Raw genomic sequence first — 21,603 nt, 5'->3', positions numbered from 1 at the left:
ATGCTGATGGGCCGTTGCTTTTTTCAGCACCATAGCGATGACATTTTGCCCCCCACAGTGTTGTAGCGGTCCAATACGAAAGGGGCTCACGCGTCCCTGATGCCATTGCTCAACAATTCCTGAATTCACTCTCAGCGGCCATGCGGCCCACTCAATTTTCCCCATGCCATCAATCAATTCTATATCTGATCTGCAGCAAGAGCTAGCCTCGGCGCGCGAGCAGCTTGTGGCCCACAATGTATACCAGAGCTTACATTCGCTGGAAGATGTGCGCCTATTTATGGAGCACCACGTGTTTGCCGTCTGGGATTTTATGTCTTTGCTCAAAGCCTTGCAGCGCGATCTGACGTGCGTGAAGGTGCCGTGGGTGCCAGAAGGAAATCCCGTCACGCGCCGTCTTATTAACGAGATTGTGCTGGAGGAAGAAAGCGACGTAGACCAGGAAGGCCAGCCGGCTAGCCATTTTGAAATGTATTTGCGGGCCATGGCAGAGTGTGGGGCCGATACCCAGCCCATAACCCGCCTCTTGGTTGCGCTAGATGCTGGCGAAACCGTCGCGTCGGCGCTTGCCATTGCTAATGCGCCGGCGTCCGTTCGTCAGTTTGTGCTCACTACGTTCGAGATTATCGACTCGAAGAAAACATATGCCATTGCTGCTGCCTTCACTTTTGGACGCGAAGATGTGATTCCGGCCATGTTCCGCCATTTGGTCAGCGACTTGCGCCAACGCTTTCCAGGCAAGTTCGATACCCTTACCTATTACTTCGACCGCCACATTCAGCTCGATGAGGAAGTACACACTCCATTGGCTCAACAAATGGTAAGCGAATTATGCCAAGACAATAGCCGTCGCTGGCAGGAATGCAGTGACGTAGCCGTACAGTGCATGACGGCCCGCATGAGGCTTTGGGATGGAATCCGGCAGGCCCTGGCCGCCACAGCGGCAGCTACTCGGTAACTCAACTTGTAGCGGCGTGCTACGTTCTACTAGGGTAGGCTCGCCCCGAACCTGCATTCCATCCCAAAGCTTATGTTCACGTATCGTTTAGGCTCGCCAATTCGCTTCTTGTGGCTTGGTAGCCTGGTGCTTCTGACGGCCGCGTCCTGCACTACTACCCAAGAAAGAGCCGCCGAGGTAGACCGTGCCCCACTGCCCACCCAGATTCGCACCGACGCCGACCGGCAAGCTGCCTATAACAGTGGCAGCGGCTACAGCGGCGCCGTACCCGATGCTACGCCCGGCCGCGTGGGCCTGGGTGAGCAGGCGGCCGGAACCAATGCCCGACAGCGCATCGAGAATGTGAACACCAACGACCCCAACACCAGCACTCCCGAAACGCGACTGCGCCGCCTACGTGGTGCTCCCGGCGATACAATTCGCCGCCCAGGCTTTTAGCAAACAGCAATGTAAGGCAACAAAAAGCCCCCCAGCGGCACAATAGAGCGGCTGGGGGGCTTTTGCGAAACTGCTTATTGGTTATCAGTCGCTTCGGTAGCGGCCGACGTATCGGCTGGGGTGGCTTTGCCGTTAGAAGTTGTGGCTACTGAGGGGCGCTTGCGAGCAGTGGTGGCGCTCGGTTTGGCAGCGGCTTTGCCATTTGAGGAAGTAGCGCGAACGGGGCTGGAAGGTGTAACGCGGCTTTTGCGCTGGCTGCCATCCTTATTCAGCGTTACGGCTGATTTGGGAGCTGGCTTACGGACCCGCTTAGCAGTAGAGGCTGACTCAGTAGATGAATTCTGCGTGGCTGCTGACGCTGTGCTGGTTGTATCAGCCGAGTCGTAGTGCCGTACTATAGTGTGTAGCGCCTCTTCAAACATGCGCTCCGTATCATGATCTAAACGGCGGGTAGCTTCCTGAACTACTTCCTTCAGCTTAGCTTTCGTTTCTTTGCGAATGCGTTTTACCACTTCGTTAACTCGCGTATCAAGCTCTTTTTGAAGCCGTTTAGCTGCTATTTTGAGCGACTTTTTCTGAGAAGCCTTTTTATCATCGCGGTCATCGTTGAGCGAGGTGGTAGCTTGGACCATTTCTTTCTTCGCTTTGCGTTCCGTTTTCGAAATCTGCTCTTTTTTCGGCTTTTTTTCGGATTTCTCCTGTTCGGATTTTTTCATAAGGTAAGAAGGAAAGGGTTGGAGTTAACTACTGTTAATTATCGTGAAACTCTGCTGCCTATTTATCCAAATATAGCCGTATTAATCAGTGCTGTCGAGTTATTATTTCATTACTCAACTGAATCCCTGTTTTTAAACCTTCCTTTGCGCATAAATTTTTGCTTGAGTCTGCTTTCACGCTCTGCCCTTTTTGCCGCTACTTTCTGGTTTTCTTCCTCCTATGTCCTCTGAATTTCAACGCTATACAGTAACTGCTGCCTTGCCTTACGCCAATGGTCCCGTACACATTGGTCATTTGGCAGGCGTGTATTTGCCAGCCGATATTTATGTGCGCTACCTGCGCAGCGCGGGCCGCGATGTAAAGTTTATTTGCGGCTCCGATGAGCACGGCGTGCCTATTACTATCCGAGCGCAAAAAGAGGGCGTTACCCCCCAGCAAGTAGTGGATAAATACCACGCGCTCATCCGCGATTCTTTCCTGGATTTTGGCGTTTCCTTCGATATTTATTCCCGCACATCGTCGGCTACTCACCGCGAAGTATCAAGCGGTTTTTTTCGTAAACTGTACGAGGAAGGCAAGTTCATTGAGCAAACTTCTCAGCAGTATTATGATGAGCAAGCCGACCAATTTTTGGCCGACCGCTACATCGTGGGTACGTGCCCGAATTGCGGCAACGAAAATGCCTACGGTGACCAGTGCGAGCGGTGCGGTACCTCCCTCAGCCCTACGGAGTTAATTAATCCACGCAGCATGCTCAGCGGCAATAATCCCGTGCTGCGCGAAACCAAGCACTGGTACTTGCCCCTCGATCAGTACGAGCCCTGGCTGCGCGAGTGGATCGTAGAAGGCCACAAAAACGACTGGAAATCAAACGTATACGGACAGTGTAAATCTTGGATTGACCAAGGCCTGCACCCGCGTGCCGTTACCCGCGACCTAGATTGGGGCGTGCCCGTTCCCGTAGAAGGCGCAGAAGGCAAGGTGCTGTACGTATGGTTTGACGCCCCCATCGGTTATATTTCGGCCACCAAAGACCTCCTGCCCGACACCTGGGAAACTTACTGGAAAGATAGCGGCTCGAAGCTGGTGCACTTTATCGGTAAGGATAATATCGTGTTTCACTGCATCATATTTCCGGCCATGCTCAAGGCGCACGGCGACTATATTCTGCCCGATAACGTGCCTGCCAATGAGTTTTTAAATCTGGAAGGCGATAAGATTTCTACCTCGCGCAATTGGGCCGTGTGGCTGCATGAGTATTTGCATGATTTCCCCGGTCGCGCCGATGTATTACGTTACGTTTTGTGCGCTAATGCGCCCGAAAATAAAGACAACGATTTTACCTGGAAGGATTTTCAGGCTCGCAATAATAATGAGCTGTTAGCCACGCTCGGCAACTTCGTAAACCGCGCCGTTGTACTGACTCATAAGTACTTTGGGGGGCAAATTCCGGCGCGAAATGAGCTGACAGAATTTGATCGTGAAGTTCTTCAGCAGTTAGCTGATTTTCCGGCCCGAATTGGGCAGCTTATCGACAACTACCGCTTCCGCGACGCCCTGAACGAGCTGATGAATTTGGCGCGGTTGGGCAATAAATACCTGGCCGATACCGAGCCTTGGAAACTCATCAAAACTGATGAAGTGCGGGTAGCCACCATCCTCAATATTGCGCTGCAAATAACGGCTAGCCTAACTACATTGATGGAGCCGTTTCTGCCCAATACCGCACTGCGTTTAGCTGGTATGTTGAACACCGAAATAGCCCTTTGGATAGCTGCTGGCAACGCCGATGCTTTACCCATAGGGCATCAACTAAACGAAGCTTTTCTGCTGTTCGAGAAAATCGAGGACGCAACTGTAGAAGCGCAAGTGCAGAAATTACTTGACACTAAAAAAGCCAACGAGCTAGCCAACGCCACCACTGCGCCCGCAAAGGAAAATGTGTCGTTTGAAGAATTCAGCCGCATGGATTTGCGCGTGGGCACCATCACGGCTGCCGAGAAAGTTGCCAAGACCAAAAAGCTCCTGAAGTTAACCGTAGATACCGGCCTAGACCAGCGCACTATAGTAAGCGGTATTGCCGAATCGTTTATTCCAGAAGCATTAGTAGGGCAGCAAGTACTGGTGCTGTTGAATTTGGCCCCCAGAGAAATAAAAGGTATCCAAAGCCAAGGTATGCTATTGCTGGCCGAAAATGCCGATGGCTCATTGGCCCTTATGCAGCCTGGTCAGCATGTACGGCCCGGTAGCGGCGTAATGTAAAACAGCCTTCACTGAATAGAAAAAGCCAGGACTAACGTTAGTCCTGGCTTTTTCTATTCAGTGAAGGCTGTAGTAATTAGTAATACTACGCGCTGGTTTCGACCCTTACTTTACGTTCACCACATTCATAGCGCGCTCAATGCCTAAGGTGCCAAACGCCAGCACAGCCTCGGCGGCTTTCTCGATGCGTAATGGCAAGTCGATTTGCTCGTCGGTCGAAAATGGATTGAGCACATAATCTACCTGCCGGCCCTTTGGAAAATTGGCGTCGACGCCAAAGCGCAGGCGGGCGTATTCATCGGTACCCAGCGTTTCCTGAATGGATTTCAAGCCATTGTGCCCTCCGGCCGATCCTTTCCCTTTTAGGCGCAACTTGCCATAAGGCAGAGCCAAATCGTCCGTTACGACCAGCATTTGCTCTTTTTCGAGCTTCAGGCTAGTCAAATAATGGGCCGCCGCTTTGCCACTTAAATTCATGTACGTCGTAGGCTTCACTAGCACGAAGGTTTTGCCTTTATGCTTGATTTCCGTCACAAATGCATGTCGATTTATTTCAAACCGCGCATCGTGTTTTTGCGCCAGATAATCGACCACCATAAACCCAATGTTATGACGCGTGTCGGCGTATTCCGGACCAATATTGCCGAGGCCTAAAATCAAGAATTTCATTGAATCACGGGTTGAAACGAATCTGTTGAATTACACGAATTCGTTTTTGATTGAGCTACTCCTTCTCGCGCGCTGAATGTGTGTAAAAAAGCCCCCCAGAAACTTTCTGGGGGGCTTTTTTGAAGCAGATTGAATGAGCAGCGGAACCTGATAACTCGGCAAAGCTGCCTCTATTCGTGCTATTACTTGTCGCCGCCAGCCATAGCACCTTTCAGTGCACGTGGGATAGTTACGGTAGCAATAGGAGCTAGGGGGTTAGTAAGAATAGTGTAGTTGGTAGGCTCCACTTTGCTTACCTTGATCGACTTGCCTAGGTCCAGGTCAGAGATGTTTACTTCCACGTAGTCGGGCAGGTTTTCGGGCAGAGCCTTCACCTTCAACTTACGCAGCTTCGACACCAGCTTACCACCTTGCTGTACGCCAGGCGAAGTGCCTACATACTTTACGGGGATGTCCATCTTTACTTCTTTGCCATCCTGTAGTTGCAGGAAGTCAACGTGCAGCAGCATTTCGTTCACGGGGTGGAACTGGGCGTCCTGCACGATAGCACGGTAAATCGTGCCTTCTACGTTCAAATCAACGACGTGTACTTCGGGCGTGTACAGCAATTCGCGGAAGAGAATGGCAGGAGCCGAGAAGTGTACCTGCTCCCCTGCACCGTACATTACGCACGGAACATAGGAATCAAGACGCAGCTGCTTTGCCTCTTTCTTGCCGAGATTCGCTCTTTTAAACCCTACAATCTCTAAGCTTTTCATAAAAGAGTGTTTTTGGAAAAAGTATTTTTTTTGTTCCCATCAGTTAATGGGGCCGCAAAGATAAGGTTTAAGTCGATTAACTAAAAATAGACTTCCTATATAGGCTTGGCCACCCTCAGCAAATAGGGAAAGCAACTAGTTTAGGTAAACAACGAGCTGATCGACTCATGCGTCACGACGTTGCGAATAGCGTGTGCAAACAAATCGGACAAGGAAATAACCCGAATCTTCGGATTCTCTTGGCGAAGCGGTATAGTATCCGATACCACAAGCTCTTTTAGCACTGAGTTGCGGATGCGGTCGTGTGCGGGGCCACTCAACACGGGGTGCGTAATGACGGCGCGCACCGAACGCGCACCGCGCTCCAGCAGCAGTTCAGCCGCTTTACAGATGGTGCCTGCAGTATCCACGATGTCATCAACCAATACCACGTCGTGGCCGGTGACGTCGCCAATTACCTGCATGGAGGCAATCTCATTGGCTCGTAGGCGCGTTTTGTCACATACCACAATTTCGGCCCCGAAACGCTTGGCAAAAGCGCGGGTACGCACCACTCCACCCACATCGGGGGAGGCAAAAATGAGGTTCTCGAGGTTCAGCGATTTAATATAGGGCACAAACATGGCCGAACCATCGAGGTGGTCAACGGGGATGTCAAAAAAGCCCTGAATCTGGCCTGCGTGCAGGTCGCAGGTCATCAGGCGGTCAGTGCCTACACTTTGGATGAAGTCAGCCACCACTTTGGCTCCGATGCTCACCCGCGGCTTGTCTTTGCGGTCTTGGCGGGCATAGCCATAGTAGGGCATCACGATGGTAACTGAAGCAGCTGAGGCGCGCTTGGCCGCGTCCACCATTAACATGAGTTCCATCAGGTTCTCAGCAGGCGGAAAGGTGCTTTGAATCAAGAATACGGCGCAGCCTCTAACGCTTTCGTTGAAGCTTGGCCCCAACTCCGTGTCAGCGAAGCGCTGAATGCTCAGGTCGCCGAGCTGAGTGCCGTAGGCGGCGGCAATTTTCTCACCGAGTTCGTGCGAGGCATTGCCTGCGAAAATTTTAACCTGCTGGGGCATGAGTTCAATTCAATTGTAAGTCAACAGAGAGTACAAAGGTGCACATGAAACGTCGTACGGCCGAGCTAACCGCACGAAAGTAGAAAGGTAAAACAGCTAAAGCCAGTGAGAAACAGGTACCGAGAATAAACGAAAAAAGCGAAAGGCGCCGACTCTTCAGAAGAAGAATCAGCGCCTTTCGCGTTACTTTAGTCGTTGTCCGACCAGGGCTCGAACCTGGACTTTCTTGAATCAAAATCAAGCGTGTTGCCAGTTACACCATCGGACAAAATTCCCAGCAGGAGTACCGTTTGGGTGTGCAAATGTACGAGGTGAATAATTCGAGGCAAATTCTTGGCGAATATTTTTTTAAACTTTTTCTGAAGCTCGGGGGCAAACACTGTGTTTAAAGGCACCTGAGTGCCTGATTTACAATGCTTCCGGGCCGCAGAAACTTTCCGCGGGCTGGAGCTTTGGCAAAGCCGGGATTAAGCCGTAGTTTTGCGGCCTGAAAACGTTGCCACCCATCTATATAAAGACCTCCAATGGCGAATAACGGCAAGATCACCCAAGTAATTGGTCCCGTAGTGGACGTAAGCTTTGCTGGTGATGACACGCGCCTTCCCAACATTCTTGACGCGCTCGAAGTCACAAAAGAAAACGGGCAAGTCATCATTCTCGAATGCCAGCAGCACTTAGGCGAAGACCGGGTGCGCACCATCGCCATGGACTCGACCGAGGGTTTGTCTCGCGGTGCTATCGTCCGCGACATGGGCTCGCCCATCTCGATGCCTACGGGCGAAGGCGTAAAAGGCCGGTTGTTCAACGTCATCGGCCAGGCCATTGACGGCATCCGTCAGCCTGACAGCAACGGCCCGATGTCGATTCACCGCTCGGCGCCTCCATTTGAGGATCTAGCCACGACTTCGGAAGTATTCTTTACGGGTATCAAGGTAATTGACCTATTAGCTCCCTATGTAAAGGGTGGCAAAATTGGTTTGTTCGGTGGTGCTGGTGTAGGTAAAACCGTACTGATTCAGGAGCTGATCAACAACATTGCTAAGGCTTATTCGGGTCTGTCGGTGTTTGCTGGTGTAGGTGAGCGTACCCGTGAGGGAAATGACTTGCTGCGCGAATTCATTGAGTCGGACATCATCCGTTATGGCTCCGAGTTCAAGCACTCCATGGAAGAAGGTGGTTGGGACCTGACCAAAGTAGACGAAGTAGAACTAGCTAAGTCCCAAGCTACACTCGTGTTCGGTCAGATGAACGAGCCACCCGGAGCCCGTGCTCGTGTAGCTCTGTCGGGTCTTACTATTGCTGAAAGCTTCCGCGATGGTGATGGCACCGGTTCGGGCCGCGACATCCTGTTCTTTATTGATAATATCTTCCGCTTCACTCAAGCGGGTTCTGAAGTATCGGCTCTCTTGGGTCGTATGCCTTCGGCCGTAGGTTACCAGCCGACGCTGGCCACCGAAATGGGTGCCATGCAGGAGCGAATTACGTCCACTAAGCGTGGTTCTATCACCTCAGTACAGGCCGTATATGTGCCTGCCGATGACTTGACTGACCCGGCACCGGCTAACACCTTCGCTCACTTGGACGCTACAACAGTATTGTCGCGTAAAATTGCTGAGCTTGGTATTTATCCTGCTGTGGACCCACTTGACTCTACCTCGCGCATTCTGTCGGTAGAGGTACTTGGTGCTGAGCATTACAACACTGCTCAGCGTGTAAAAGAGATTCTGCAGCGCTACAAAGAATTACAAGACATCATCGCTATCCTCGGTATGGACGAACTGTCCGAAGAGGATAAGCAGGTTGTTAACCGCGCCCGTCGCGTGCAGCGTTTCCTATCGCAGCCTTTCTTCGTAGCTGAGCAGTTCACCGGCCTGAAAGGTGTGTTGGTTGATATCAAAGACACCATCCGCGGCTTCAACGAAATCATCGACGGCAAGTATGACCACCTGCCTGAGGCGGCCTTTAACCTTGTTGGTACCATTGAGGATGCCGTTGTAAAAGGTGAGCGTCTGATTGCCGAAGCGAAGTAATTGTTAAAATAGCTGAGTGACTGAATGATTCATTAGGGTGCTGTTGAAGTGTATTGCTTAAACTAGCAGCCAGTTAATCATTCAGTTATTCAACAATTCACCTAATATGCATTTAGAAATCATCACGCCGGACCGGAAAATATTTGCGGGTGAAGTCACTTCGGCTCAATTTCCAGGGGCGGATGGGCTTTTTGAAGTGCTCAATAACCACGCGCCACTTATCAGCGCGTTGCAGGCGGGCAGCATTAATGTAAATGGCGCAGCCGGCCGCGAATCCTTTCGGATTGAGGGCGGTGTGGTTGAAGTGCTCCGCAACAACGTTATTGTGCTGGCGGAGGGCGTAGTTGCCTAAGCTAGTATTGCTTGTAATAAAAAGCCTTTCCTTTGCCGGGAAAGGCTTTTTTATTGGCTCGAAAGCGCACCAACCACCACTCATCAACTAGGCAAGAGATGAATTTTGCCCCCCAACTCAGCGACCTCAACTCAACTCCGCAAAATCTGCCATCTATGGATATTCATCCCAAAATCACTCCCATTTATCAAACCTCTGTTTTCAAGTTTGAGGACCTGAATGGGGTGGCTCAGTATTTTGATGAGCCTGGGAGTCGCTACATGTATTCACGTAATGGCAACCCTAATTCGGATGAGTTGGCCAAGGCAGTAAATCGGTTGGAAGGGGGGCAGGGGGCAATTGCAACTGGCTCGGGGATGGCAGCCATTCTGGCGGCAATTTTAGCGTACTGCGAAGCAGGCGACCATGTATTGTGCGCGGCCGACATATACGGGGGCTCAGCAGCTCTACTGAATCAGGAGCTAAGCCGTCTGGGCATTTCGGTGAGTTACGTGCCTTTTGAGGAGCTTTATGATTTGAAGCCCTATATACAGCCTCGCACCCGGTTGTTGTTGGCCGAAACGATGAGCAATCCGCTGCTCCGGGTTGTTGATTTGCGCGCTTTGACCGAAGAGTGTCACCAGTTCGACGTCAAACTGGTAATCGATAACACATTTGCCACTCCCATACTTACCAAGCCTTTCGACTATGGGGTGGACATCGTCTTGCATAGTGTTACTAAATATCTGTCGGGCCACTCCGATGTGACGGCAGGCGTAGTGATAGCAGCTACTCCCGATACCGCCGCTCGGCTTCAGCAGATAAGCATGACGTTTGGTCTGACGCTTAGCCCCATGGAGAGCTGGCTGGCAGTACGCGGGCTCAAAACTCTGCGTTTACGAGTCCAAGAGCACAGCAAGAACGCGCTGGCAGTGGCTCAGTTGTTAGATAGTCACCCTGCCGTGGAAGCCGTCTATTATCCTGGTTTGGCTACCCACCCTGAGCATCTACTGGCCACAAAACAGAGCAGCACCCATTTTGGCGGTATGCTTTCATTCCGGCTGCCCGATGATGAGGCTCTGGTGAATAAGTTTATGCGCCGGACTCGGCTGTTTCCATTTGCGCCTTCCTTGGCGGGCGTCGATTCGTCGCTCTCGCACCCGCTTAGCACCTCACACCGCGCCCTTACGCCCGAGCAGCAGCAGCGGCTAGGTATTAGTGTAGGATTGGTGCGGCTATCGGTGGGAATTGAGCTAAAGGAGGAGTTGCTGGCCGACTTAGCACAGGCTTTGGAAGTGAGTTAAAAGTCGAGTACGAGGCATAAAAGCCCCCCAGTGCTTCTAGGTTCGGTAGGATGCTAACATAGGAATTAAGGGTTTTTGCCTACTGTGTCAGCATGGCAGGAAGCTGCGTAAAAGGCCCGTAGTCACCACTATTCACCCCTCGCATTTGCCTATGCGCCCTACCGATACGCGCCATCGTGGCCCTCACCCAAGCGATAAGCAGCTATTTGCCCCCCAATGGGTGCCAGTGCTGCGCCGTGCTGTAGTGGAACTCTCTTGGCTGCTGACGCGCGGTTACCCGCCAACAGGGTCATTGAAGCTGGTGGGCGACCGCTACGCCCTGACCGAGCGGCAGCGTGGAGCCGTGGGCCGCGCTGCTTGCACCGACGAGCAACACAGCCGACGAGCCACTACACTTCTGACTGGAAGCCTTGGCGGCAGGCCTGTCTCTATTGACGGGTTCAACCTGATTATTATCCTAGAAACCGCTCTGAGCGGGGGCATGGTGCTGCGGGGCCGCGATGGGGCGCTACGCGACCTATCCAGCATCCACGGTACCTACAGGACAGTGCAGGAAACCGATAGGGCTATTCGTTTGGCGGCTGCCGCGCTGGACGTGCTCGCCCCCGGGCCAGTGCGGTGGTTGCTCGATCAGCCCGTATCAAATAGTGGACGGCTCGCTGCCCGCTTGCGTGAGCTTGGATCGGAACTCGGGCTACCCTGGACAGCGGAAGTTGTGCTAAACCCCGACCGGGTGCTGACTGAAACCACCGACGTGGTCGTTACTTCCGACTCAGTCGTACTCAACCGCGCAAACTCTTGGCTGAACCTCGCCGCCCTGGCTTTGAGACGAGAGCCGGCTTATTGGTTGCTTGAATTAGGGGAGAATTGCTAACGCCGCAAACTGACTAAGAGAGTATTTAGCCCTTGCAAGTAGCTAGCTTTAAGGTGGCTGTGTCGGCGCGGGCAAAGCAAGGTATACGTGTTGAGTTTAAAGCCCAGGAAGGCGAAGCTGTATTTAATGGAATCTACCTGAGGCGGTTGTACCAGCCTATAATGCTCAACAGACCCTCGGGCAGTTCAGTTAGCAATCTTAGCTTAATAACGAGAACTTACTGGTGGTACTTAAACACCTTATTACTAATGACCTGTTAACTGTTTCTTATTGATAAACAAAAAACAATTGTTGTTTATCAATAATAATTGTAGCTTGGTAGGCCCCCTCACTAGCAGGCTCCTTGCTCTATGCCGTTTTCTTCAACGCTCACATCCATTCGCTCAAGAGCGTTTATACTATTGTATTTGAGTACGACGCCGCTGCTGATTTTTCTATGGGGAGCCAGTCGCGGTTTTTGGAGGGGCGAGCATTTTGTGGTGCTGAATGTGCAGGCTCACAAAATCGCCACCTCTCGGCCGCACTTGTCCACCTATATCGACTCGCCGGTGGGGGCGTACTTTACCGGTACGCAAGGGAGATTGCTATATCGGACCACTTCGTTTTGGGACCACCTGTTGTTGTACCGGCTTAGTGAAATGACGCTAGTGGATGTGCTTTTTGGGTTTATCATTGGGATTTACCTATTCCGAGTAGTGCGGGGTCTGCGGTCAGGTCATGAATTTTCGAGCCGTCTGAGCCGCGCCATCATGATAATTGGTGGGCTAACAATAGCGATGCACTTCGTAAGATCGGTTTGCGACATGGGAATAAAACTCGTGTTCGAGAGTCGCATTCAGCACCTGTTTATCCTTCAAACTCCGCGGACAAGCTATCTGGATCTCATTCTAGGCTCCGTGTTGCTAATTTGCGCCCAATTACTGCGGCGGGGCCAAGAGCTACAGGACGAAACTAACCTGACAATTTAATGCCGGTCATTGTCCAACTTGACGTAGTGCTGGCGCGCCGAAAAATGAGCTTGACAGAGCTGAGCGAGCGGGTGGGTATTACCTTGGCTAACCTAAGCATTCTTAAAAGCGGCAAAGGCAAGGCTATCCGCTTTTCCACGCTCGCAGCTTTATGCCAAGCACTGGCATGTCAGCCAGGCGACCTGTTGGAGTACGTGCCAGATGAAGACATTGAGCGTGGTGACGAGGATTAAAGCATTCTTTCGCATGGCGAAGACGTCAATCCTAAGCAAAGGCTAAACGCTACCGACAACCTCCCGCACTGCCCCAGCTACGCGCCGCAAATCCTCATCCATCATGGCAGAGCCGGAAGGCAGGCAGAGGCCACGCGCAAATAGGTCAGCGCAAACGCTGCCGCCGTACTGGGGGGCATTTTGGAAAAGAGGTTGCAGGTGCAGGGGCTTCCACAGGGGGCGGGCTTCTATGTTGCGCGTTTCGAGGTGAAGACGGACCTGCTCGGGCGTGGCGCTGGTGTGGGCGGGGTCGAGGAGGATAGTGGTGAGCCAGCGGTTAGAGCGGCTGCCGACCGGTTCTTGGGGGGCAAATTGCAGAGCCGGAAGGTCGGCGAGTTGGCGCTGGTACCAGGCGTAAATTTCGCGGCGCTTTTTCACGCGGTCGTCCAGCAGCTCCATCTGACCCCGGCCGATGCCAGCCAGAATGTTACTCAGACGGTAGTTGTAGCCGGTAACGGAATGCTGGTAGTGAGGCGCTGAGTCTTTAGCCTGCGTAGCTAAGAAGCGGGCTTGCTGAGCTAATTCGGCGCCATTAGTGACCAAGGCGCCCCCCCCGCTGGTCGTCAGGATCTTATTGCCATTGAATGAAAAAACACCAACCGCGCCAAATGTGCCGAGTGCTTGCTTGTCGTAGCAGGAGCCGAGGGCCTCGGCGGCGTCTTCGAGTACCGGAATTCTGTATTCGTTGGCTATAGCTAATAGCTCGCGCAACTGGGCGGGCATGCCGTACAAATGGACTAGCAGCAGGGCTTTAGGGGGCTTTTTTCCGCGTCTGATTCTATCCTCAATAGCTTCGCGCAGACGAACCGGGCACATATTCCAGGTCTGCGGCTCACTATCCACAAAAACGGGAGTGGCATCCAAGTACACAATTGGGTTGGCGGTAGCCACAAAGGTGAAGGACGGGCAAAGCACTTCATCGCCGGAGCCTACGCCTAATAGAATTAGGCCTAAATGAATAGCCGCCGTGCCCGAGTTGAGCGCTACGCAGTGTGCGGCGCCCGTGTGCTGACATATATCGGCCTCAAAGCCAGTGATGTTAGGTCCTGTTGGAGCCACCCAGTTGTCTTCAATGGCCTTATGCACATAGTTGAGCTCGTGACGACCAAGGTGGGGTGGGGAAAGAAAAATACGGTCGTGATCCTGGCTGCGCATAAGGTAGTAAAGTAGTATGCCAAGCGCCCTTTATAACCAGAAAGTCCGGCTGGATTGCTGCTGACGGCTTAGCGCTATTTCGCTAGCTTATATAATGCCACTCACGCTGAGTGAAAGCAATAATTTACAGGGTGCTGAAGCTAAAGGCGAGCTTTTATGTAACCGCCGACAGTCAAAAAGCTGACTCTTAGATAACAATAGCTTGTATAAATCAGTTAAGCCAAGTGAATTTTGATGCTAGTTGCCGGAACGCCTACAGCCGTACAGTTGGGGGGCAAATCGCGGACGGCTACTGCGCCCGCGCCCACAATGGTATTGGCGCCTACTCGCACCCGGTCGATAACAGTGGCATTGGTGCCCAGGTATACGCTGGATTCCAAGTGAGCCGCACCACCTACGTTGGCGTGGGGCATCAGGGAGCAAAAATCCTCCAATACAGCATCGTGGCCAATGGTGCAGCCCAGGTTTAGAAGCACGTGGTTGCCCAGCACAATATCCGTAGTCAGAATGCAACCCTGACTGATAATGCAGCCGGCGCCGAGTTGGAGTTGCTGGTACGCCTCGTGGGCTACGGCCGGATGAATAAGCGTGGGGAAAGAAAGCTGGGGGGAAGTAAGCCGACCAACCACGCTAGCCCGGCTCCGGCTGTTCCCTACGGCCACCGCCACATGCATAGGCTCCGCCACCGCGTTCAGATCAGCGGAAGTGCCCAGGTAAGGTACGCCATGAATCATATCGGTGGCGGGACGCACATCGTCGTAAAAGCCAGTTACCTGCCAGGTGAGCTCGTATTCGTTGATCTGGTGAATCAGGACCAGTACTTCCCGTCCTAGTCCGCCCGCCCCGAAAATGGCCAGGCGGCGGGTGAGCGAGGACTGGTCAGCCTCTTCATATTCGGAGAAAAAAAGCTTGGTCATGAGGCAGAGTTGTCGGCGGTGGTGGCAGTAGGAGCGGAGCCCCGAAAGGCTTCCGTGGTAACATGACCGGGTGCAGCAATGCCGTGGGCCCCGAGCACGCGCCCTGCTGTGCGGAATAAAATAAGTAGATCGAGGCGCCAAGATACGCGTTCGACGTACCAGACATCGTACGTAAACTTCTGCTCCCAGCTAATGGCGTTGCGGCCGTTTACCTGGGCCCAGCCCGTCAGTCCGGGGCGCACGCTGTGGCGCCGGGCCTGCTCGGGCGAGTACAGCGGCAGATATTCCGGCAATAAAGGCCGCGGGCCTACTAGGCTCAGGTCGCCGCGTAGCACGTTCCAGAGCTGAGGAAGCTCATCGAGAGAAGTAGTGCGGAGCCAGCGACCGAGGCGCGGCAGCCGGGCCGCATCGGGTAGGAGTTGGCCATGGGCGTCGCGCTCATTGGTCATAGTTTGCAGCTTATACAACCAAAAAAGCTCGCCGTACAAACCCGGCCGCAGCTGCCGAAAGAGTATTTGCCCTTTGTTTTGCAGCACTACTAAACTGCTAGCCAGCAGAAGCAGGGGCAGCGTAGCAAGCAGCAGCGGCCCAGCCAGCAGCACATCAAGCAGACGTTTGCCCCAAGCTTGGTACCAATTAGTGGGCGGCGGGTGCGACATAGTGGCGGGAGTAGCGAATGGCTGGGGGCAAATTTATTGTTTTATGGGGCCTTCTCGCAGTGAGCGTTGGTCGTTTAGTGGGTTTTAAGGTAGGTTTGGGCTTCCCTGCGCAAGCTAGGCACTGAAACCAAGAGAGAATCCGGGGCCAGTTCCCCGCCTGCCAACGCTTACATTACTGCTCATGCTCGTTTTTCCCAATGCCAAGTTGAATCTTGGCCTATATATCACCGGTCTGCGTCCCGATGGTTTCCGCAACCTCGAATCAGTTTTCGTGCCGCTGCCCTGGTGCGATGCGCTGGAGGTGCTGCCCGCTGCTGCCTCTTCGCTGGCGTTGACGGGCATTCCGATTCCAGGCGAGCCCAGCACCAACTTATGCTGGCGGGCATACGAGCTGCTACGCGCCGACTTCAATCTGCCCCCCGTGCAGATGCATTTGCATAAAGTGGTACCCATCGGTGCCGGTTTAGGTGGTGGCTCCGCCGATGCCGCCTTTGCCCTGCGGGCGCTGAATGAGCTGTTTGAGTTAAAATTGCCCCCCGAAACTCTGGAGGATTACGCCCGCCGCCTTGGCAGCGACTGCGCCTTTTTTATTCAAAATAAACCCATATTCGCCCACGAAAAAGGCGACGTATTTTCTCCCATAAGCCTCAACTTAACGGGCACGGCCTGTAAGGTTATCTATCCTAATCTGCATATTAGCACGGGCGAGGCTTATTCTCGCGTAACGCCCCGTACGCCCCGCCACGATCTGCGCGCTAGTCTGGCTCAGCCTATAGAAACGTGGCGCGATACCATCAGTAATGATTTTGAAGATGCCCTCACGCCGCACTACCCGGTACTGGGCGAGCTGAAGGCCGCGCTGTACGCTGCTGGGGCTGCCTACGCCAGTTTGTCGGGGTCGGGGTCGGCAGTGTACGGACTGTTTCCGGGCCAAGAAATGCCCCCTAGCCTGCCTAGGCCAGCTGACTATCTAGTGTGGGACGGCGTATTATAACACCCGATTATACGACCGTGACGGGCCGCCGCTGCCGCCGCTGGTTCCATTGGTCGAGCACGGGGTGGATGAGCACGCTGAACAATATCACAAGCGTGCCAAGGTAAAAGCCCAGCGACATTTTTTCCTCCGACCCGAAAATTAGCACGGCCAGCAGGATGCCGTACACGGGTTCCAGGTTGGTAGTCAGGTTGATAACGAAGGCCGACAGGCGCTTCATCAGTTCAATAGAAGCCGAAAAAGCATAAACCGTACATACGCCCGCCAATACTAGCAGCCACAGCCAATCCCAGGCAACCAGCGCCAACTGTAAACCAGCTCCTTCTGTCAAATACAAGCTGTAAACCGGAAAGAAAAGCACAATAGACAAGCAGGCACCCATCATTTCATAAAACGTGAGACGAATGGGCGAATGCTGCTTCACAAGCTTCACATTCAGTACGCTAAACAAGGCAGATAATCCCGCCGACAGCACAGCCACGCCAAGGCCCAGCAGTTGGTCAAATTCAGCTTGCGACACTAAGTAGAGCCCAATCATCGTCAGCAACCCTAGAAATACCTCGTAGCCGCGCACCCGCCGCCACAGCAGCAAGGGCTCCAGCAAGGAAGTCCAGAGGGCCAGTGTAGCCATGCCTGCCAGGCATACGCTCACCGACGACAGCCGGGCAGCTAGGAAGAAGGTAATCCAGTGCACGGCCACCAATGCTCCCACGCTCAGCAGCCGCACCGCCTGACCCAACGGCACACGCATACTCTGCCGTTTGAGCAATAGCAGCATCCCCAGCCCCACCGACGCTAATAGCGTCCGCCAAAACACTAGCTCCACCGGCGGCACCGAAATGAGCTTGCCCAGAATAGCCGTGAAGCCCCACAATAGGACTATAAAGTGCAGGCGTAAGTAATCTTTGAGCATAAGGGAATCAGTGAGTTAGTGACTAAGCGAGGTGGGTAGTGATTAAGTAGGTTTGATTGCCCTACAGAGTATCAAATCCCCTCAATCACTACTTCGCTTAGTCGCTCTACTTTGGCACTAAGCGATACAGGGTCAGGCCTATGACGGTGAACACCATACTGGGGACCCAGGCCGCCAGCATCGGCGACAACGAGCCCACCGCGGCCAGGTTGCGGCTCAAAATCACGAAGATGATGAAGATGAACGCCAGCACGAAGCCTAGCGCAATTTTGCCCCCCACGCCGCTGCGCGACTTGCCCGCACTCAGAATTACCCCAATAACGGTGAGAATGAGAATGGCAAACGGGTAGGCATAGCGCTCATATTTTTCGCTCAGATACGTCTGCGTATCGTTGGCGCCACGGTCTATCTTTTGCTGAATATAAGCGTTTAGCTCCGGCAACGTGAGGGTTTCGGCTAGGCGATACGTGCTGGCAAAGTCCTTCGGATACAGGTTGAGCGTGGTGTCGCGGGTAGGGTAAGACTTTAAGCTTTCGCGCTGCCCATCGAAGGTGCGAACCAACTGAGGCGAAAGGCGCCAGGCGCGCTTAGTCGAGTCCCAAGTGATAGCGTCGGCGGTGAGGCGGCGCTTGAGCGTGGTGCCCTCAATGGTTTCGAGGGCAAAGCGGTAACCGATATTATTCGTGTTGTCGTAGCTCTCCATGTAGGCGTAGCTGCGCGGCCCCACTTTTATGTGCACGTTGCGCTGCTCGAAGCGGAATTGCCGCTTGGTGTACTTGCGCTCAAACTCTACCCGCGTTTTACTCGTGATGGGAATTACCCAGCCAATAAGCCCAAACGTAGCCGCGCCGATAATCACGCCTCCCATCACGTAGGGCACCAGTAAGCGGGGAAAACTAATGCCGCTGGCTAGAATCGCCACAATCTCGGTGCGCGAAGCCAGTTGAGCCGTCACGAAAACGACGGCAATGAATACCGTAATGGGGGAAAGCAGATTAGCGAAATATGGGAACAGATTGACGTAGTAATCGAGGATAATCGTCTTGGCCGACAGATTATGCTTGATGAAATCGTCATTTTTCTCCGTGAAGTCGATCACGCAGATAACAGCCACCAACATCACCACCGTGAACATAAACGCGGTGAGGAATTTTCGGAGGATGTATTTATCGAGAAGCTTCATTCAGTTATGTAGCGTAACGGACGATTTGCTCTGCATGGATAACGGACTTACAGTCGAGTCATCACTTGCTTCACCATCTTTTCCTTCCATTCCCGAAAAGTACCGGCAATGATGTGCGTCCGAGCCTGCTGCACCAGCCAGAGGTAGAAGGTAAGGTTGTGTATGGAAGCAATTTGAGGGCCGAGCATTTCCTGACTCTGGAATAGGTGTCGAACGTACGCCCGGGAGTAAAACGTACTTACATAGCCGCCTAGTTCAGCATCAATAGGCTCAAAATCGGTGGCCCACTTCTTATTTGTGATGTTGATGACACCCTGCGTGGTAAACAGCATGCCATTGCGAGCATTGCGCGTGGGCATCACGCAGTCAAACATGTCTACACCCAAGGCAATATTTTCCAAAATGTTGGCCGGCGTACCTACGCCCATCAGGTAACGGGGCTTATCGGAGGGCAAAATATCACAGACCAGCTCCGTCATTTCATACATCAGCTCCGCTGGCTCGCCCACGCTCAGCCCACCAATGGCGTTGCCTTCGCGTCCTTGTTCAGCCACAAACTCCGCCGATTTAATACGCAAGTCCTTGAAAGTGCTGCCCTGCACAATAGGGAAAAGCGTTTGCTCGTAGCCATAGTGGCCCTCGGTGCTGTCGAAGCGTTGGATGCAGCGCGTGAGCCAACGGTGCGTCATGTCCAGGGAACGGCGGGCGTAGTCGTATTCGCAGGGCCAGGGCGTACACTCATCGAAAGCCATGATAATATCGGCGCCAATGGTGCGCTGAATATCCATTACTCCCTCGGGCGAAAACAAATGCTGGGAGCCATCGATATGGGAGCGAAACTTCACGCCCTCTTCCTTGATTTTGCGCGTATTACTTAAGGAATACACTTGGTAGCCGCCACTATCAGTCAGGATGGGCCGGTCCCAGCCGTTGAACTTGTGCAAGCCACCGGCCTGACGTAGGATATCAAGGCCGGGCCGCAGATAAAGATGATAGGTGTTGCCAAGGATAATTTGGGCCTGTACGTCGTTGGTGAGGTCGCGCTGCTGCACGGCTTTCACGGTGCCGGCCGTGCCAACGGGCATGAAAATCGGGGTTTCGATGCTGCCGTGGGCAGTGTGTACTACTCCGGCGCGGGCTTTGGTTTGCGGGTCGTGGGCTACTAAATCAAAAGTCATCTAAGCACTAAGAGGGGCTTCCGGCTGGCAGTGGCCGGAAACGACGATAGAATCTGCAAAGGTAACCCGCTGCCCGTGATTAATACCTAATTTTGCCCCCCACTAACCTCCCGCGCTTTGCCTTTGCCTTTTTCGCCCGCGGTCTGGCTGTTGCTGGCCTGTGTGCTGGTGCAGCTCTATTACGCAGGCTATTATTTTTTGCCTTTCACGCGGCGTCAGGCAGCGCCCATGCCTGCGGCGGCTGAGCCGGTGTCCGTGATTGTGTGTGCCCACAACGAGATGCCAAACCTGCGTCGGCTGCTGCCCTTACTGCTGCGGCAAGAATATCCATCGGATTTCGAGATCATTCTAGTTGATGACCGCTCCACCGATGGTACAGCCGCTTTGGTGCAGCAATTCAGTCAGGTGTATCCGCAATTAAACCTAGTAAGTGTCAGCAGCACACCTACTGGCCTTTCACCTAAAAAATACGCGCTTACACTCGGGATCGAAGCGGCTCGATATGAGCAAATGCTCTTCACCGACGCCGACTGTTGGCCAGCTACTACGCAGTGGATCAGTTACATGCAAGCAGGCTTTGACCAGCCCGCCGATTTAGTACTTGGCTACTCCGCCTACGCGTCCACACCGGGGCTTTTAAATAAGCTGATTCGGTTTGAAACCTTGCTGACCGGAGCACAGTATCTTTCCTTCGCGTGGCGTGGTTATCCTTATATGGGAGTGGGGCGGAATCTGGCGTACACCCAACGTTGTTTTCAAGCTACTAAAGGATTTGCTTCCCATTTGCGGCGCTTGGGCGGCGACGACGACCTGCTAGTGCAGGACGCCGTAGCTCAGGGGCAGCAGGTGGCGGTGCAAGCGCAGCCAGCGGCTCAAACCGTGAGTCTGCCGGCCCAAACGTGGACAGCTTGGTGGCGGCAAAAACGGCGTCATCTGTCAGCTGGACCCCGATATACTTGGAAAGATCAAGCCCGAATTGGAACGTTTATTGGTACTAATCTCCTTTTTTATTTCACAGCAACTTTGCTCGTGTTTTCCCGACCCGATTGGATACCTTTGGCCGTCATATGGTCAGTACGCACGGGGGCGATAAGCGCAACCTACACGCAACTCGGCCGTCATTTGGCCGATCGACTGCCTTTTTGGCTGCTGCCGGTCCTCGACGCAGTTTATTTTTTTAATTATCTCGCTCTGGGAATTTCGCTGTTCCTCTACCGCACCCTCCGATGGAAGTAAACAACCAGGAAATACAGAAACAATTCTCCGCCAAAGCCAAGCATGACTTCAAGCTGATTCGAGCCGCCGTTGAGCAAGGCGACGAGAAAGCTTATGCTGAACTCATGCAGATTTACAAGAAGCCGGTGTACCACGTGGTACTGAAGATGGTGCGTAATCCCGACGATGCCGAGGATTTAACCATTGAGGCCTTCGCCAAAGCTTTCCGCAACCTGCACAAGTTCAACCCCGAGTACGCTTTTAGTACCTGGCTGTTTCGTATTGCCACCAACAACTGTATCGACTTTATTCGCAAGAATAAAATCAAGACCATGTCGATTGATTCGGCCATCAAGATTGATAACGGCGACGAAATTACCATTGACTTCCGCGACCAAAACCTGAACCCGCAGGAGTCGGCTATTAAGAACCAGAAGATCGAAATCATGCAGCACGTAGTGTCACGGCTGCCCGATAAATACCAGCGGCTCGTAACGCTGCGCTACTTCGATGAGCTGAGCTACGAGGAAATCGCTACCGAGTTGAAAGCCCCACTCGGCACCGTGAAAGCCCAGTTGCACCGCGCCCGCGAGTTGCTCTATGACATGGTGAAGAATAAGAAGCATATAATCTAAAAAAAGCCCCCCAGATGATGTCTGGGGGGCTTTTTAGCTTTAGAATAGGTAGTCCTGCACCAGTACAATCATAGGACCGCACAGGTCAGCGTCGTAATTTTGC

At 53.2% G+C, this 21,603-nt stretch carries 22 protein-coding genes and 1 tRNA gene; 12 read left to right on the top strand and 11 right to left on the bottom strand.

The window, feature by feature from the left end:
• The first annotated feature begins 163 nt into the window (after window positions 1-163).
• Window positions 164-958, top strand: a complete 795-nt coding sequence (locus ACW9KT_RS14790) for a DUF3050 domain-containing protein (RefSeq protein WP_457081714.1) — start codon at window positions 164-166, stop codon at window positions 956-958.
• Between the two features lie 72 nt (window positions 959-1,030).
• Window positions 1,031-1,396, top strand: coding sequence for a hypothetical protein (locus tag ACW9KT_RS14785; RefSeq protein ID WP_457081712.1), 366 nt, complete (start codon window positions 1,031-1,033; stop codon window positions 1,394-1,396).
• 74 nt (window positions 1,397-1,470) lie between these two features.
• On the opposite strand, the gene ACW9KT_RS14780 is transcribed toward ACW9KT_RS14785, so the two are convergent.
• Window positions 1,471-2,112, bottom strand: coding sequence for a hypothetical protein (locus tag ACW9KT_RS14780; RefSeq protein WP_457081710.1), 642 nt, complete (start codon window positions 2,110-2,112; stop codon window positions 1,471-1,473).
• 220 nt (window positions 2,113-2,332) lie between these two features.
• On the opposite strand from ACW9KT_RS14780, the gene metG reads away from it, so the two are divergent.
• Window positions 2,333-4,375, top strand: a complete 2,043-nt coding sequence (gene metG, locus ACW9KT_RS14775; RefSeq protein ID WP_457081709.1) for a methionine--tRNA ligase — start codon at window positions 2,333-2,335, stop codon at window positions 4,373-4,375.
• Between the two features lie 105 nt (window positions 4,376-4,480).
• Here the strand turns inward: metG and pth are convergent, their stop codons facing one another.
• From pth to ACW9KT_RS14755, 4 genes are all read right to left on the bottom strand, one after another.
• On the bottom strand, window positions 4,481-5,044 hold the full coding sequence (pth, locus tag ACW9KT_RS14770; protein WP_457081707.1) for an aminoacyl-tRNA hydrolase: 564 nt from the start codon (window positions 5,042-5,044) through the stop codon (window positions 4,481-4,483).
• Window positions 5,045-5,226: 182 nt separating this feature from the next.
• On the bottom strand, window positions 5,227-5,802 hold the full coding sequence (locus ACW9KT_RS14765; RefSeq protein WP_457081705.1) for a 50S ribosomal protein L25/general stress protein Ctc: 576 nt from the start codon (window positions 5,800-5,802) through the stop codon (window positions 5,227-5,229).
• A 140-nt stretch (window positions 5,803-5,942) separates the two neighbouring features.
• A complete protein-coding gene (locus tag ACW9KT_RS14760) occupies window positions 5,943-6,872 on the bottom strand; it encodes a ribose-phosphate pyrophosphokinase (protein WP_457081703.1) in 930 nt (309 codons plus the stop codon).
• Window positions 6,873-7,067: 195 nt separating this feature from the next.
• Window positions 7,068-7,140: transfer RNA gene (locus tag ACW9KT_RS14755), tRNA-Gln, on the bottom strand.
• Window positions 7,141-7,396: 256 nt separating this feature from the next.
• Here ACW9KT_RS14755 and atpD point away from each other — a divergent pair.
• The 6 genes from atpD (at window position 7,397) to ACW9KT_RS14725 (ending at window position 12,612) form a co-directional block, all read left to right on the top strand.
• The gene (gene atpD / locus ACW9KT_RS14750; protein WP_457081701.1) at window positions 7,397-8,902 is read left to right on the top strand and encodes a F0F1 ATP synthase subunit beta; all 1,506 of its coding nucleotides are present in this window, start codon (window positions 7,397-7,399) and stop codon (window positions 8,900-8,902) included.
• A gap of 106 nt (window positions 8,903-9,008) precedes the next feature.
• Window positions 9,009-9,254 (top strand): ATP synthase F1 subunit epsilon, encoded by a 246-nt coding sequence (gene atpC, locus ACW9KT_RS14745; protein WP_457081699.1) that lies wholly within the window; start codon window positions 9,009-9,011, stop codon window positions 9,252-9,254.
• A gap of 98 nt (window positions 9,255-9,352) precedes the next feature.
• Window positions 9,353-10,537 (top strand): trans-sulfuration enzyme family protein, encoded by a 1,185-nt coding sequence (locus ACW9KT_RS14740; RefSeq protein ID WP_457081697.1) that lies wholly within the window; start codon window positions 9,353-9,355, stop codon window positions 10,535-10,537.
• Between the two features lie 151 nt (window positions 10,538-10,688).
• Window positions 10,689-11,411 carry a DUF434 domain-containing protein gene (locus tag ACW9KT_RS14735; RefSeq protein ID WP_457081695.1) on the top strand — a complete coding sequence of 241 codons (723 nt, stop codon included), beginning with the start codon at window positions 10,689-10,691 and terminating at the stop codon, window positions 11,409-11,411.
• 407 nt (window positions 11,412-11,818) lie between these two features.
• The gene (locus tag ACW9KT_RS14730) at window positions 11,819-12,379 is read left to right on the top strand and encodes a DUF2975 domain-containing protein (protein WP_457081693.1); all 561 of its coding nucleotides are present in this window, start codon (window positions 11,819-11,821) and stop codon (window positions 12,377-12,379) included.
• Complete coding sequence (locus ACW9KT_RS14725) at window positions 12,379-12,612, top strand: helix-turn-helix domain-containing protein (protein ID WP_457081691.1); 234 nt, start codon at window positions 12,379-12,381, stop codon at window positions 12,610-12,612. Before ACW9KT_RS14730 ends, ACW9KT_RS14725 begins: the two co-directional genes overlap by 1 nt.
• A 42-nt stretch (window positions 12,613-12,654) precedes the next feature.
• On the opposite strand, the gene ACW9KT_RS14720 is transcribed toward ACW9KT_RS14725, so the two are convergent.
• From ACW9KT_RS14720 to ACW9KT_RS14710, 3 genes are all read right to left on the bottom strand, one after another.
• A complete protein-coding gene (locus ACW9KT_RS14720) occupies window positions 12,655-13,806 on the bottom strand; it encodes a DegT/DnrJ/EryC1/StrS family aminotransferase (RefSeq protein ID WP_457081689.1) in 1,152 nt (383 codons plus the stop codon).
• 215 nt (window positions 13,807-14,021) lie between these two features.
• Window positions 14,022-14,723 (bottom strand): acetyltransferase, encoded by a 702-nt coding sequence (locus ACW9KT_RS14715; protein WP_457081687.1) that lies wholly within the window; start codon window positions 14,721-14,723, stop codon window positions 14,022-14,024.
• Entirely contained in the window at window positions 14,720-15,382 is a 663-nt protein-coding gene (locus ACW9KT_RS14710; RefSeq protein ID WP_457081685.1) for a sugar transferase, read from the bottom strand. Before ACW9KT_RS14710 ends, ACW9KT_RS14715 begins: the two co-directional genes overlap by 4 nt.
• A gap of 181 nt (window positions 15,383-15,563) precedes the next feature.
• Between ACW9KT_RS14710 and ispE the strand changes: the two genes are divergently transcribed.
• On the top strand, window positions 15,564-16,376 hold the full coding sequence (gene ispE, locus ACW9KT_RS14705; protein ID WP_457081683.1) for a 4-(cytidine 5'-diphospho)-2-C-methyl-D-erythritol kinase: 813 nt from the start codon (window positions 15,564-15,566) through the stop codon (window positions 16,374-16,376).
• A 7-nt stretch (window positions 16,377-16,383) separates the two neighbouring features.
• Here the strand turns inward: ispE and ACW9KT_RS14700 are convergent, their stop codons facing one another.
• From ACW9KT_RS14700 to tgt, 3 genes are all read right to left on the bottom strand, one after another.
• Window positions 16,384-17,289 carry a DMT family transporter gene (locus ACW9KT_RS14700; protein WP_457081681.1) on the bottom strand — a complete coding sequence of 302 codons (906 nt, stop codon included), beginning with the start codon at window positions 17,287-17,289 and terminating at the stop codon, window positions 16,384-16,386.
• Between the two features lie 106 nt (window positions 17,290-17,395).
• Window positions 17,396-18,472 (bottom strand): LptF/LptG family permease, encoded by a 1,077-nt coding sequence (locus ACW9KT_RS14695; RefSeq protein WP_457081679.1) that lies wholly within the window; start codon window positions 18,470-18,472, stop codon window positions 17,396-17,398.
• 47 nt (window positions 18,473-18,519) lie between these two features.
• Window positions 18,520-19,650, bottom strand: a complete 1,131-nt coding sequence (gene tgt, locus ACW9KT_RS14690; protein WP_457081677.1) for a tRNA guanosine(34) transglycosylase Tgt — start codon at window positions 19,648-19,650, stop codon at window positions 18,520-18,522.
• Between the two features lie 117 nt (window positions 19,651-19,767).
• Here tgt and ACW9KT_RS14685 point away from each other — a divergent pair, with 117 nt between their 5' ends.
• Window positions 19,768-20,886: a glycosyltransferase gene (locus tag ACW9KT_RS14685; protein WP_457081675.1), complete on the top strand. Its 1,119-nt coding sequence runs from the start codon at window positions 19,768-19,770 to the stop codon at window positions 20,884-20,886.
• Window positions 20,877-21,500, top strand: a complete 624-nt coding sequence (locus tag ACW9KT_RS14680; protein ID WP_084444334.1) for an RNA polymerase sigma factor — start codon at window positions 20,877-20,879, stop codon at window positions 21,498-21,500. Before ACW9KT_RS14685 ends, ACW9KT_RS14680 begins: the two co-directional genes overlap by 10 nt.
• Window positions 21,501-21,603: the final 103 nt, after the last annotated feature.

The sequence above is a fragment of the Hymenobacter sp. HD11105 genome (assembly GCF_054051685.1).
The sequence above is the reverse complement of the archived record's forward strand: the minus strand, read 5'-3'. Positions and strand labels throughout refer to the sequence as shown.